Genomic DNA, 13622 nt, shown 5'->3' with positions numbered 1-13622 from the left:
GCGCACCGCGCGGCGGGCTACGGGTTGTGGGGCGAATACGCCGGTGGCCCGGCGCGCAGCGGCACGGCGCCGGGGGTGTCGCGCACCTCGTCGATGGCGACGTCGACGACGCGCTCGGCGCCGGCGTACCGTTGCGCGCGCCGTCGGTCGAAGTCCACCGTCGCGCGGCCGGTGAGCTGCAGGACGTCGCCGCTGGCAAAGTCGACGAACAGCAGCCCGGCCCGCGGCTCGCTGGTCAGGTTGCCGAGGGTCTGGAACATCGCGTTGCCGGCGTAGTCGGGCCAGGCGAGGTGGCCGGCGTCGACGACCTCGACGAAGCCCGGGTTGCCGCCGCGGTGCGAGGCGTCGAGCCCGGCGCGGGGGTGCTGCGAGGCGATGAAGAAGGTGTCGGCATGGGCGATGCGCTGCTGCTGTGCCGGCGACAGCGCCGCCGCGCGCCGCGTCGCCCCGCGGCCGGCGGCCGCCGCCGGGCGCAGCTCGCGTTGCTGGATGTACTTGGGGCAGTTGCCGAAGCACTCGTCGACGGCGAGCCGGATCGGGCCGTCGGCGGCGCTGACGACGCCGTTGATGCGCAGGCGGCGCCGCGTCGCCGGGTCGATCACCAGGACGCCGAGGGGGGCGCCGTTGCCGAGGTCGGTCGCCAGCGGATCGCCGGCGTGCGGTGTCGCCGCGATCTCGAGCGTGCGGGCGTCGGGGGCGCGCAGGAACCCCGGCTCGCCGACGACGATCGAGGCCCACGTCCGTCCCGCGGCGTCGCGGCTGGCCAGCACCGCGAAGGGCTGCTCGCCGATGAGGTCGCGCGCCCGCGCCGGGATCTCGGCGTGGATCGAATTGCCGATCCTCGCCGCCATCGCCGCGGTGCCGGCCCGCTGCTGCATGGCGCGCTCGCCGTCGTGAAATGGGCCCGCCATCGCGCCAACGATAGCAGATGCCGCCCCTGCGGGATTGGTTTCCGCATCGGCAGGGCGGGCGCTCGCCGTCAGCCGAGCGGGGCGTAGAGGTCGAGCGGCGCGGCGCCGCCGCGCGGCCACATTGGCTCGAGGGCGCGCAGCGGCACGGCGTCGCCGAGCCGGGCGCGGGTGGCGCCGGTGAGCAGGATGTCCTCGCCGCGCCGCTTGGTCTCCTCCTCGACGCGCGCGGCGAGGTTCACCGCCTCGCCGATCAGGGTGTACTCGCGGCGGGCGGGGACCCCGACGTCGCCGACCACCACCGCGCCGCTGTGCAGTCCGAGTCCGAGCCGCAGTGCCGGCGCGCCGCGCGCCGCGCGCCGGCGGTTGAGGTCGACGAGCGCGGCGCGGCAGTCGAGCGCGCAGCGCACCGCTCGGGCGGCGTGGTCGGGCTGCGCCACCGGGGCGCCGAAGTAGGCGAGCAGGCCGTCGCCGAGATACTTGTCGAGCGTGCCGCCGTGGCGGAACAGCACCTCGACCAGCACGGCGAAGACCTCGTTCAGCATCGCCACCGTCTCGGCGCCGTCGCGGCCCGACGACAGGGTGGTGAAGTCGCGCAGGTCGGCGACCAACACCGTCACCTCGCGGATCTCCCCGGCGCCGAACTCGCCGCGCTCGCCCAGCGCCTCGGCGACCTGGGGTGAGAAGTAGCGGGCCAGGCGCTCGCGGCGGAGCTGCTGGACGGCGACGTCGCTGACCAACCGCAGGCCGCGCCGGCTGACCGTCAGGCCGACGGCCGCGCCGAAGAGGATGGCAACGGTCGAGAAGGTCGCCTGCACCTGGTCGACGCCCGCCCCGATCTGCAGCGCCAGGTTGCAGCCGGCCGCCAGCAGCGCCGTGGTGTACACCTGGGCGCGCGCCAGCAGGCCGGCGGAGACGAACACCAGCAGCAGGAAGAAGGCGGTGCCGCCGGCGGCGATGACCCGGCCGTCGTCGGCAAAGCCAGCGACCACCAGGCTGGCGTGCAGGCGGCCGAGCAGGACGTAGACGAACGGCACGTCGACCAGCCCGGCGGCGTAGCCGGTCAGTCGAGCGCGCGCCGCCGACCCGCGGCCGATCCGGAAAGCCAGCGCGGCGGCAACGCCGTAGGCGCCGAGCAGGGCCAGCGACGGGCCGACGTAGGCGATGCCGCTGACGGCCCGCTGCACCTCGAAGGCGAGCGCGACCGCCAGCGCCACCAGCAACGCGACGAGCCGCCCGCCGTTGAGCAGGCGGACGTTGGCCGCCCGTTCGGCGGCGATGGCGCGCTCGACGGCCGGTGAGCGCACCGGGGACTCAGCCCGCCGCCGGATGGCCGGAGGAGGTGAAGAAGGGGAGCCGGCGCACGGCAGCCCGCGCGGCCGGGCTGGGATCCGGCCGCGCCATCAGCCAGCGGTCAGCTCGGCGACGAGCGGCGCATAGCCGTCGAGCATCGACAGCACGGCGTCGGGCGCCGCCGGCGGGACGGCGAGGATGGCGCGCGCGATGCCCATGTCGCGGTAGCGGCGCAACTGATCGCCGTCGCCGGGGGCCCAGAAGAGGGAGAGCTCGATCGTGGCGGGATCGCGCCCCGCCGCGGTCGCCTTGTCGCGCAGGGCCGCGATGGCGCCCGGCAGGTCGCGCATCGCCAGGCCGATCGGCACCCAGCCGTCGCAGTACGCGACCACCCGGTCGAGGCTCTTGCGCGAGGCGCTGCCGAGGATGATCGGCGGGTGCGGCTTCTGCACCGGCTTGGGCAGCGACCAGATCGGATCGAAGTCGACCAGCTCGCCGTGGAACTCGGCCGCCTCCTGGGTCCAGATCTGCTTCATCGCCAGCACCCGTTCGCGCAGCAGCGTCCAGCGGCGGCGGTAGTCGGTGCCGTGGTTGGCCATCTCCTCGACGTTCCAGCCGGCGCCGATGCCGAACAGCACGCGGCCGCGCGACAGGACGTCGAGCGTCGCCACCGCCTTGGCGGTGGCGATCGGGTCGCGTTCGACGACGAGGCAGATGCCGGTCGCCAGCTTGATGCGGCTGGTCGCCGCCGCCGCCGCCGTCAGGGCGAGGAACGGGTCGAAGGTCGACCAGTACTCGGGCGGCAGGTCGCCGCCGGCCGGGTACGGGGTCCGGCGGCTCGCCGGGATGTGGGTGTGCTCGGGAAACCACACCGACTCGAACCCGCGCGCCTCGCAGGCGCGGGCGAAGTCGTCGGGGCGGATGGTGTAGTCGGTCGGGAAGATGGCGACGCCGAGATCCATGCGCCGTCCGTAGCGCGCCGGCGGGTGCGAGTCACGCCGCGGCGTGGGGCGCGACAGCGTCGATCGCGATCCGCGCCGCGGTCCCGGACGCCTTCGCCCGCCGGGCGGCAGGTCACGGTGTGACCCGCCCGGTCACGCCTGGTTGGTAGGCGCCCGGTGGCGCCGGGAACCAACCACACGAGGGAGGATGGGATATGGCTCGTCTGTCGGGAATCGCCGCTACCGCCATCGCCGGCCTGCTGCTGGTCGGGCCGGGCGCGGCGATGGCCAAGGACCTCTGCATCTACGCCGGAGCGGGGGCGACGCCGTTTCTGGTGGCGCGTTCGTGGAAGCTGCCAGGGGCCGGCAAGTGTCAGCCGTTCCGCGGCACCGGCGGCACGAGCGGCGTCGCGCACGGTACCGTGTGCCGCTCCTCGGACGGCGCGATCCTGCGCTTCGGCGTCACCGTGATTCGCCAGGGGGCGCTCTTCACCGCGCCCTACACCCAGGAGATCGCCATGGGCATGGACTACCCGGACCTCACGTCCAGCGGCGCGGACATCATCGTCCTCACCTTCGGTCAGCCGTCGCTGACCAGCGCCACCGTCAGCGACCTCCACGGCGAGGCCTGCAAGGGGCCGGCGATCAACTGATCGCCGGCGGCGCGGCGGGTTCGGGGCCGCGCGCCCGGCCGGCGCGCCAGCTCGGCGTCGGGCGGGAGTCGGGGGTGGGCATGGATGAACGGTATCCGCGCTCGGCCGGCGAGGGCGCCCTCTCGCGTGCCGGGGAGTGGCGCCCGTCGCCGGCGGCGCCGCGCGTGTTCGAGCGCGACCTCGGTGTCGTCGCCGGCTGGTGGCTGCGGCTGTTCCGTTTCGCCCCCGGCGCGACGCTGGCGATAGCCGGCGTCGAGCCACACCTGCTGTTCGTGCTCGACGGCGAGCTGATCCACGGCGGACGGCGGCTGTGGCCGGGGCGATCGGCGGTCGCGGTAACGGATGCGGCCGAGGGGCCGGCGCACAGCGAGGTCGGCTGCACGCTGCTCGTCGTCTCGCCCGCGGAGGACGGCCGTCAGCCGTCGTGCCCGAGGTCCCAGGCGGTCGGTCGCAGCGGGTCGGGCACGTAGCAGCAGAAGGTGCCGGTGCGGATGGTCAGCCGCAGGTGGCTGGCGAAGTCGCCGCAATGGGTGTCGATGCGCGCCAGGGCGATGCGCACCGCCTTGGCGACCGCCACGCGGGCGCGATTGGCCGGCGCGCTGACGCGCCGCTCGCGACCGCCGAGGCCGGTGGCCTCGGCGAGCTGGGAGGCGAGCGCTTCCATTTCGGACCGGTACCGCTCGATGCGGCCGAGGTCGTGGTCGAGCTCCGCCTCGTCGAGCGCCTCCCGCAACTCGAGCAGACGGGCCCGGTAGGCCGCGCGCGCCGCGGCGTCGAGCACCGGCCCGGCGTCGCCGGCATCGCGCGCCGCCGGCGTCGCGGGGTCGGCGGCCGCGCCCTCGGCCGCGTCGACCAGGTCGAAGACGTGCACCTCGTCGCCGGGGCGGCCGAGCAGGTGGGCGATGTAGGTGAAGCCGCGCAGGTCGCGCAGGCGGGCCGGCCGGTCGCCGAGCCCGATCACCCAGTGCTCGCCCTCGCGCCGGAAGACGCAGGGCAGCGCGCCGGTGGTCGCGGCGGCGGCGCGGGGCGCCGCGCGCGGCGCCGGCTGGTGCGCGGCGGCGAGGCGCTCGATCCGTGCCCGCAGGTCGTCCATGCCGAGCCGCGCCGCGATGGCGCCGGCGGCGGCGAGCAGCGCCGTGCCCTTCGCGTGCGCCGCGGCGTCGCCCGGGCGGGCGAGCAGCATCTGCGCGTACGCGTAGCGGGTGCGCGCTTCGCACGGCGCGGCGCGGAGGCGGGCGTCGATGGCGAGCGCGGCCTCGAAGTGCGCCGCGGCCGCGTCGCCGCGGCCGACGGTGGCGGCGAGCAGGCCGAGGTAGCGGTCGACGGCGCCGCGGCAGATGACGCCGAAGCCGACGACGACGGCGCGGCCGGCGTAGGGGAGCAGGAGGTCGTAGAGCGCCGCGGCGCGGGCCTGGTCGCCGACGGCGGCGCAGGCCTCGGCCAGGTAGCTGCAGGCGGCCAGTCGCAGGTAGCCCTCGGGCAGCGCCGGCTGCCGTGGATCGAGCACCCGGACGAGGGCGGCGCGCGCCGCCTCCGGGCGCTCGAGCTCCGCCTGCAGGTAGGCGTCGACGTAGCGCCAGATCTCGACCGCCGGGTACTGGGCGACGAACGCCTGCATGCCGGCCTCCAGCTCCGCCAGGCGCCCCTGCTCGGTGCGGATGGCGAGGAGCTGCGTGCCGTAGATGAGCTGGGCGTCGGCCAGGGCGGCGCGGTTGATCGCCTCCAGGGCGGTGCCGGCATGGCCCTCGGCGGCGGCGAAGTCGCCCTCCAGCAGGGCGCGCATGGCCTCGAAGCGGGCGACGTACCAGAGCGACCAGGGCCGGCGGTGCTCGCGGGCGACACCGGCATACGTGGACAGCTCGGCGTCGACGGCGGCGCGGTCGCCGAGCTCCAGCAGGTCGACCACGCGCCAGGCGTGCTCGTCGAGCACCAGCTCGACGTTGCCGAGCCGTTCGGCGATGCGCGACAGCTCGCGACCCATCTCCAGGCGCTGCTCGATCGCGTCCGGGCCCCACAGCGCCCAGCGCGCGTCGTTGAGCACCCAGCGCAGCGTTCCCGGATCGCCGATCCGCCGCGCCATCGCCTCGGCCTCGGCGCACAGCCGGCGCCGCAGCGCGGCCGAGTCGGGCCGGGTGTACAGCGCGTACGCCAGGCGGGCGAGCACCCGCGCGCGCAGCGGGCTGTCTTCCTCGCCCAGCGCCGCGGCGGACTCCTCCAGCAGCCCGACGACGACCTGGTCGAAGGCGACGTGGGCGCGTTGTTGCCGGCCGCCCAACCCGAGCGCGGCGCGCGCCAGCCGGTGCGCGCCCTCGGCGCGCGCGAGGCCGCGCGCCGCGTCGGCGGCCCGCTCGTAGGTCGCGCGCATGCGCCCCAGGTCGCCGGTTCCCCAACAGGCGTCGCCGAGCGAGAGCAGCAACTCGCAGCGGAGGACCGCGTCGCCGGGGCGGGCGCCGTCGCGGCGCAACTCCAGGGCGCGCAGCGCGTGCTGGAAGTGCTGCACGGCATCCTCGTGGGCGAGCAGTCCGAGGGCGCGGTCGCCCGCCCGGCGGGCGAACTCCACCGCCTTGTCCACCTCGCCGCCGAGCGCGGCCTGGGCGTAGTGGTGGGCGATCGGTTCCAGGTGCGCGTCGAGGTTGGCGGCGTGCATCCGCTCCATCGCCGCCGCGACCCGGCGATGCAGGGTGGCGCGCTCGGCGCTGGGCAGGTCGTCGTGGAGGACGTCGCGCATCAGGGCGTGGGCGAAGGTGAAGCGGCCCAGGGTGTCGGCGAGCGGGCGGACGATGCCGGCGGCCTGGGCGAGATCCAGCGCCGCGCTCACCGGCGATGTTCCGACCGGCGCGTCCGCCGCGCCGCCGCCCGTCCCGATGACGTGTTCGACCAGCACGAGGTCGAACTCGCGCCCCTGCACCGCCGCCAGGGTGAGCACTCGCCGCACCGCCTCCGGCAGCGGCGCGAGACGGCGGCGTAGGGTGCCGCGCAGCTCCTCGGGAATGGCCAGGGCCCCGTCGCCGGCGCCCCCGGGGGTGCTCCACAGCCGCACCATTTCGGAGACGAACAGGGGGTTGCCATCGCTGGCCGCGTGCACGGCGCCGATGGTCGCCGGCGTCGCCCGCGCCGGCGCGGTGGCGGCGAGATAGTCGGCGACCGCATCCGCGCTCAGGCCGTGCAGGGTGACGCGATGGCCGTCGCGGACCAGGTCGGCGAAGGCCGCCGCCACCTCGGGGTCGCCGGCGGTCTCGCTCTGGCGATAGGTGCCGACGACGACGAGGCGCAGGTCGCGCAGCTCGCGGGCCAGGAAGCGCAGGAGGAGGAGCGAGGAGTGGTCGGCGGCGTGCAGATCGTCGAGCACCAGCAACAGCGGCCGCGCGGCGGCGCCGGCGCGCAGCAGCGAGGTGGTGGCGTCGAGGACGCGAAAGCGTCCCAGCTCGGCGTCGGGCGGCTCCAACGCCGGCGGATCCGGCAGCCGGCCGCGCAGCTCGGGCAGCACGTGCAACAGGTCGGGCGCGGCGGCGACGCGGCTCGTCACCAGGTCGGCGGGCAGCTCGGCCACCAGGGCGCGCAGCGCCTGCACCCAGGGCCAGTATGCCGGCGCGCCGCCGCTCTCCCAGCAGCGCCCCCAGGCGGTGGCCCAACCGTCTGCCGCGGCGCGGCGGGTCAGCTCGTCGGCGAGGCGGGTCTTGCCGATCCCCGGCTCGCCGCCGATCAGGTACAGCGCGCCCTGGCCGGCGGCCGCCGCCGCCAGCGCCCCCTCGAGCCGCGCCAGCTCGCTGGCGCGGCCGACGAACGGAGGCGGTGCGAGGGGCGCGGCGGCTTCCATGGCGGGCGCCATGTTCGGCACCCGGTCGCGGTCGTGTCAATCGCCGCCGCGGGGGATGCGAACACGGGGCGGACCCGGCGGTCCGCCCCGTCGCGTGCGCTCTCGATGGCGGTTCAGCGGGCGACGCAGACGCCGTCGACGCACTCGTCGTCGAAGCAGCACAACACCGGATCGTCCGATTCGATGTCGCAGGCCTGGCCCGGCATGGCGCAGGCGAAGTCCGCGAAGCAGAGGCCGAAGAGGCAGGAGCCCTGGCCCTCGCAGCAGTCGAGGTCGCGGCTGCAGGGCGGCCCGTACAGCTCCGGACCGATGGTGCACTGTTCGGCGCAGGTCTTGGTCGTGTCGGTGCAGATGCCGCTGCAGCAGTCGTCGCCACTCTCGCACGCCGCCTGCTCGGCGCCGCAGGGCGGGGCGCAGGTGCCGGCATTGCAGACGCCGCTGCAACACTGCGCGTCGGTGGCGCAGGCGCCGCCGTCCGCGGCGCACGGCGTGGCGCACACGCCGGCCTGGCAGAGACCGCTGCAGCAGTCGCCGGCGCCCTGGCACGGCCGTCCGCTGGCCGCGCAGCCGGTGGTGCAGCTCCCCAGGGTGTCGCCGTGGGCGAGGTGCGCTTTCAGGGCCGCCTGATCGATGGAGAGCGTCTGCGGCTTCGTCGGCTTGCCCGGCGGCCGGTGGCAGACCGTGACCTTGCCCTTGTGGCCCCCCGAATGGGCCGAGGCGCAGGCCGCCTCGGCCGAGGGCGTCGGTGCCGTCAGGGCGATGACGAGCAGTGCTGAGGGAACGATGCGCTGCAGCAGCATGGTGATCTTCCTCCCGTTCATGGTTGTGCCGTCCGCTGCCGTCCCCGGGGCTCGGCTCGTCCGCCGGGGCCGTCCTACCAACCGGAAGGCGCAACCGGCGGGGTCACATCGTGACCCGCGGGGCGGGAATGCCGCCCGCGCGATGGCGCGCCTGCTCGGCTGATCGTTCCGGCTGCGTCGGGGGGGCGGGTCAGTCCGGGAGGACCTGGAAGCCCTCGCGGTGGGCGGCGTCGCGCAGCCGCTCGTCGAAGCAGACGAGCGCGTGGGTCGAGGTCGCTCCCCGCGACCACAGCAACGCCGCCGCGAGTTGGAAGGCATCCGCGGCGCGCAGGGGGTGTACCGAGAGCAGGCGCTCGCTGCGCTCGCGGAGCGCCTCGCTCGGCAGCACCTCCGACCATGCACCCGCCAGCGCCGTGAGCACGCGGCGGGCCCGTCGCTCCGCCTGGGGGCTCAACTGTCCGTCGCGACGCCGTCGAGCCATGGCCGAGAGACATTCGGTGCGCGTCGCCCACCACACCACCAGCGAGGGGTCCGCGGTGGCGAGCGCCCGCGCCCGCGCGGTCGCCGGCTCGACGACGCACAGCGGGACGATCGCTGAGGTGTCCCAGAACGTCACCGGCCGTCCTCGCGCTCCTCGGTGACGGCCCGGCGCAGCGCGGCGCCCGGGTCCTGCGACCGCGGCAGCTTCCAGATGTCCTTGGGCAGGACGCCCGGGCCGAGACGAATCAGCCCCTGGCGTTCCAGATCGCGCAACTGCTCGTCCATCGTTCCGCTGCTGGCGGCCGGCACCAGGCGCGCGATGGGGATCCCACGCTCGGTGACCAGCACCTCCTCTCCAGCCTTGACGCGGCTCAGGTATCGACTGAGCTGCGCCTTCAATTCCGCCACCGCAGCCGTCCTCATGTGACCAGTGTAGTCAGATCCACTTGACCTGACAACGAGCGCTGAGCGCCGTTCCTCCGCGCCCGTCCGACCCTATCTCAACGACGGTGCACTAGCGCGGCCGCTCCGCCGCGACGATCAGGCACTCGCCCAGGGTGTCGGGGAGGAACGGGCGGCGCAGCGGCAGGATGAGCTGGATGCCGGCGGGGGCGCCGAAGAGCAGGCGCTGGAAGCCGACCGGCAGCAGCGGCAGGTAGGGCGGGTCCCACATGCCGTCGCCGCGCACCCAGCGGACGGTCAGGCCGCAGCGGCGGGCGATGGTCAGCCACTCGCCGCGGCTGAGCACGCTGACGTGGGTGGGGTCGCGATAGGCGAACCAGTGGCGGCCCTTGATGCGATGGCCGAGGCCGCTCGGGTTGGGGACCACGAACAGCAGCAGGCCGCCGGGCGCGAGGTGGCGGACCATCGACTCGACCACCGGCCGCGGCTGCGGCAGGTGTTCGAGCGCGTGCAGGGCGACGATGACGTCGAAGTGGCCGGCCGGCAGCGATTCCCACTCCTCGAGCACCACGGCGTCGGGCGCCGTCAGCCGGCAGGCGCCGCGCGCCTCGGCCGACGCGTCGTAGCCGTACGCCTCGAAGTGATCGCTGAGGCGGCGCAGCAGGTGGCCGGTGCCGCAGCCGAAGTCGAGCAGGCGGCCGCCCTGCGGCCGCAGGCGGCGAACCAGGCGGGCGTAGAACCAGAGGGCGATGCGGTCGCCGGCGAGGCCGTGCCGCGCGTAGTACGTCTCGGTGTAGGGCGACCTCGCCGGCGGCCGCGCCGCCGCGGCCGGTTTGCGCGGCGCCTCGCTCATGGCCGCCGCACCGCCGCGAAGAGCTCCTCGTACTGGCGCAGCGAGCGTTCGAGGTCGAAGGCGGCGACGACGTCGGCGCGCGGCCGGACGAAGCGCGCGCGGTCGCCCAGCACCTCGACCAGCGCCGCCGCCAGGCGCTGGGGATCGCGCGGCGGCACGATCAGGCCCATGCCGGTGCGGCCGACCGCTTCGCGGACGCCGGGCAGGTCGGTGGCGACGACGGGCGTGCCGGACAGCATCGCCTCGACCTGTACCATGCCGAACGCTTCCGTCGAGTTCAGACTGGTCACCGCCAGGACGTCGCAGGCGGCGAAGAAGGCCGGCATCTGCTCCATCGGCAGCAGCTCGAGGAAGGTGAGTCGGTCGCGGTGGCGGTCGAGCAGCGGCGCCAGGCGCTGCCAGTACGCCTCCTCGCCCACCGTGTCCTTGTAGGCGCCGCTGAACACGACCCGCGCCTCCGGCACCGCCGCCAGCACCGCCGGCAGGGCCTCGAGCAGATACTCCACGCCCTTCTCGGCGGCGAAGCGCGCCGCGAAGCCGATGGTCGGCCGCTGGGCGCCCCAGGCGGCGCGCAGCGCCGCGGTGTCGGCGGCGGTCGGCTCCGGCAGGTCGACGAGCGGCGCGATGGCGCGCACCGCCGCCATCGACCGCGCCAGGAACGGCGAGTGGCGGGCGTAGTCGTCGCTGCTGACGACGATCGCGTCGGCGGCGGCGGCGGCAAGCCGGTTGAGCGGCCGCAGACTCCATTCGACGGCGCGATTGAAGGCGCCCGCCGGCAGCCGCAGGTCGCACTGGTAGGTGAGCACCACCGCGCGCCGCCGCCACCGCGCCAGCCAGGCGAGCAGCGCCGCCTCGAACTGCGGCATGTGCACGTTGACGACGTCGGCGTCGGCGATCGCCGCCAGCGCCGCCGCCGGAAAGCGCGGCATGATCACGCCCTTGCTCACCTTCAGCGCCACCGGCACGCGCACCACCTGCACGCCGTCGCGCTGCTCGCGCTCCGGCAGCGCCGGCGCGAAGCGCGAGGTCAGCACCGTCACCGCGTGGCCGCGCCGCGCCAGCCCGCGCGCCAGCCGCTCGGCGTAGATCGTCAGGCCGCTGACGTGGGGGCGGTAGTAGGTGAGGGCGATGAGAACGCGCATGCGGAAGGGGTTGAGGGAACCCCAACCCTCAACCCCTCAACCCCTCAAGCCCGTCGCCCCTTCTGCCTGCGCGGGTTCATCGCCGGTACACCACCGTCCCGCCGCTCCGGAACGCCACCGGCAGCTCGGCGAACTTCGCCAGCCCGGCGGCGTGCTCGTCGCGCTCGACGTCGCCGACCAGGATGTAGCGGACGCCGTACTTGTCGAGCAGCGGCGCAACCGCCTCCAGCGACGGGCCGTTGTAGATGCGCATGACGTCGTCGCGCCGCGCCATCACCGTGTTGTCGTGGCCGCGCCACAGGCCCTCGTGGTTCGCCCAGCCGAGCACCGTCGGCAGCCCGGTGTTGGCGGAGAAGCGGGCGAAGTACGAATACGGGTTGCCGGTCGCCTCCAGGATGACCGCCTGCTCCGGCACGTTGGCGCGCAGCCACTCGATGGCGGCGAAGTCGTCGGGGTGCTCACGCCGCAGGTAGGCGTTGCCGTCGAGCGTCTTCCACGGCGAGTTGATGCGGTCGAGGGTGATGCCGAGCGGGTAGCAGGCCGACATGGCGACCAGCACCGCGGTGGCGCCGCCGATCAGGCGCGCCGTCGGCGCCCACTGCCACTGGCGCGCCTGCAGCCGGCCGAGCGCCCACGGGGCGGCGATGGCGAGGATCGTCCAGCCCTGGAAGTAGAGCTTGAACACGGTGTTCATGCGGTAGAGCTTCTCGCCGTACGAGTCCTTGATGAAGGCGAGCTCGCAGGCGAGCAGCGCCGTGGCGCCGAGGGCGATGAGCAGGAAGCCGGCGCGTTCGGGGCCGTCGCTGTCGCGGTAGGCGACGGCGAGCGCGCCGAGGACGATGATCGCCAGCAGCGGCAGCACGGCGTTGCCGGCGAAGGCGGCGACGGCGATCGCCAGGCCGACGACGGCGTAGAGCAGATGCTGGCCCTCGCCGCCGCCGCTCGGCAGCAGGCGGGCGCCGCGCGCCGCCACCAGCACCGCCGGCGGGAACAGCAGCAGGCCGAAGACGGTGACGAACTGCGCCAGCGAGGTGGTGGCGATGGTGAAGCAGGCGGAGCCGATGCACGGCTCGTTCGGCCCCGGCTTCACCAGCGGCGGCACGAAGTGCAGGTAGAAGGGGAGGAAGAGCACGTAGATGCCGACCAGCATCACCACCAGGCGCACGCCGAGGCGCAGGCGCTGGCGCGACAACAGGGGCGTCAGCGGGATGGCGCGGCCGGCGAGCAGGGCCACCACCAGGACGCCCATCGGCAGCTCCCAGTTGCTGATCGCCACCATCGCGGCGAGCACGAAGGTGACCAGCGCCCAGGGCACGAGCGCGCGCCAGGGGTTGGCGGGCGCGTCCTCCGGGCGCGACGGGAACAGGCGCTCGTCGAGCAGCGCCGCCAGCAGCAGGATGCCGACCGGCAGCACCATGAAGTGCGGGTGCAGGTCGCCGTGGATGGTGGAGAAGAACGGGAACTCGTTGATCGTGTCGCCCTTGGCGACGATGCGCGACGAGCGCCAGTAGTCCATGCCGCGCAACGTCCCCTTCTCGAGGAACTGCCAGGCGCCGTCGAGGTTGCCGAGGAGCGACGACATGGCGCCGCCGAGCACCGCCAGGCCCCAGCGCGCGGTGAGCGCCAGCACCACCCAGGCGGTCTGCGAGAAGGCGAGGCCGCCGACGGTGGCGACGCAGAGGTTGTAGCCGACGGTGTCCGCCACCGGCGCCAGGCGCAGCAGGTTGGCGAACATCAGGTAGCCGAAATAGTAGTAGTTGATGGTGTCGCCACTCATCCACGGATCGTAGGGCGGCATGGCATCGGCGCGCAGCAGCCCGTTGATGAACGCGAAGTCCATGTACTTCTCGGCGCCGAAGATGTCGGGCGCCATCCAGCGCTGGAAGACGAAGAAGAGGAAGCCGATGGTCCACAGGCCGTCGGCGCGCGCCACCTGCCGCCAGCCGCCGTCGCGCAGCCAGGCGCCGATCGCGGCGCGCTGCGCCACGGCCAGGGCCGCCGCCAGCGCGATCCAGCCGGCCAGCGACACGGCGAGCGCCGTGCCGTAGGGGACGGCGAAGCCGAGCAGCCAGGCGACGTAGGTCAGCAGCAGCAGGCCGGCGATCTTGGCGAACGGGTAGCCGTGCGCCGACGCGCGTCCGAACAGCGGAAAGAGCAGCGGAAGCGCCAGGATGCCCAGCGCCTCGAGCAGCAACCACCAGATCAGCACCGCCATCGGCGGCCCATAGCAGGCCGGGCGGTTGCCCGGCCAGCCGCCAGGGGGCGGGCCGAGGCCACCCGGCGCCTTCGCGCGTCAACCGCGTCTCTGCTCGGATGGCAGGGCGCCGTGTCGG

12 protein-coding genes are annotated in these 13622 nt (G+C 74.7%); 2 read left to right on the top strand and 10 right to left on the bottom strand.

Annotated features, from left to right (window positions below; genetic code table 11):
- Nucleotides 1–17 precede the first annotated feature (17 nt).
- The 3 genes from KF840_15805 to KF840_15795 all read right to left on the bottom strand — a co-directional run bounded on the left by KF840_15805 (nt 18) and on the right by KF840_15795 (nt 3163).
- Entirely contained in the window at nt 18–911 is an 894-nt protein-coding gene (locus tag KF840_15805; protein ID MBX3026373.1) for a pyridoxamine 5'-phosphate oxidase family protein, read from the bottom strand.
- Between the two features lie 68 nt (nt 912–979).
- Nucleotides 980–2215, bottom strand: a complete 1236-nt coding sequence (locus KF840_15800; protein ID MBX3026372.1) for an adenylate/guanylate cyclase domain-containing protein — start codon at nt 2213–2215, stop codon at nt 980–982.
- A gap of 96 nt (nt 2216–2311) precedes the next feature.
- Nucleotides 2312–3163, bottom strand: coding sequence for an LLM class F420-dependent oxidoreductase (locus KF840_15795; protein ID MBX3026371.1), 852 nt, complete (start codon nt 3161–3163; stop codon nt 2312–2314).
- 194 nt (nt 3164–3357) lie between these two features.
- On the opposite strand from KF840_15795, the gene KF840_15790 reads away from it, so the two are divergent.
- Together KF840_15790 and KF840_15785 are read left to right on the top strand one after the other, a co-directional pair.
- On the top strand, nt 3358–3795 hold the full coding sequence (locus KF840_15790) for a hypothetical protein (GenBank protein ID MBX3026370.1): 438 nt from the start codon (nt 3358–3360) through the stop codon (nt 3793–3795).
- A gap of 80 nt (nt 3796–3875) precedes the next feature.
- The gene (locus KF840_15785; GenBank protein MBX3026369.1) at nt 3876–4265 is read left to right on the top strand and encodes a hypothetical protein; all 390 of its coding nucleotides are present in this window, start codon (nt 3876–3878) and stop codon (nt 4263–4265) included.
- Here KF840_15785 and KF840_15780 read toward each other — a convergent pair.
- The 7 genes from KF840_15780 to KF840_15750 form a co-directional block, all read right to left on the bottom strand.
- On the bottom strand, nt 4211–7612 hold the full coding sequence (locus KF840_15780) for an AAA family ATPase (GenBank protein ID MBX3026368.1): 3402 nt from the start codon (nt 7610–7612) through the stop codon (nt 4211–4213). The two genes, KF840_15785 and KF840_15780, sit on opposite strands and share 55 nt — an antisense overlap.
- Before the next feature lie 113 nt (nt 7613–7725).
- Nucleotides 7726–8433, bottom strand: a complete 708-nt coding sequence (locus KF840_15775) for a hypothetical protein (GenBank protein MBX3026367.1) — start codon at nt 8431–8433, stop codon at nt 7726–7728.
- 169 nt (nt 8434–8602) lie between these two features.
- Nucleotides 8603–9028, bottom strand: a complete 426-nt coding sequence (locus KF840_15770; protein MBX3026366.1) for a type II toxin-antitoxin system VapC family toxin — start codon at nt 9026–9028, stop codon at nt 8603–8605.
- Entirely contained in the window at nt 9025–9315 is a 291-nt protein-coding gene (locus tag KF840_15765; GenBank protein MBX3026365.1) for a type II toxin-antitoxin system prevent-host-death family antitoxin, read from the bottom strand. The genes KF840_15770 and KF840_15765 overlap by 4 nt, the downstream gene beginning before the upstream one ends.
- A 91-nt stretch (nt 9316–9406) precedes the next feature.
- On the bottom strand, nt 9407–10147 hold the full coding sequence (locus KF840_15760; protein MBX3026364.1) for a class I SAM-dependent methyltransferase: 741 nt from the start codon (nt 10145–10147) through the stop codon (nt 9407–9409).
- Nucleotides 10144–11289: a glycosyltransferase family 4 protein gene (locus KF840_15755; protein MBX3026363.1), complete on the bottom strand. Its 1146-nt coding sequence runs from the start codon at nt 11287–11289 to the stop codon at nt 10144–10146. Before KF840_15755 ends, KF840_15760 begins: the two co-directional genes overlap by 4 nt.
- A 76-nt stretch (nt 11290–11365) precedes the next feature.
- Entirely contained in the window at nt 11366–13504 is a 2139-nt protein-coding gene (locus KF840_15750) for a hypothetical protein (protein MBX3026362.1), read from the bottom strand.
- Between the last annotated feature and the right edge of the window lie 118 nt (nt 13505–13622).

Source organism: bacterium (genome assembly GCA_019637795.1).
GTDB lineage: Bacteria > Desulfobacterota > Binatia > HRBIN30 > CADEER01 > JAHBUY01.
The sequence above is the reverse complement of the archived record's forward strand: the minus strand, read 5'-3'. Positions and strand labels throughout refer to the sequence as shown.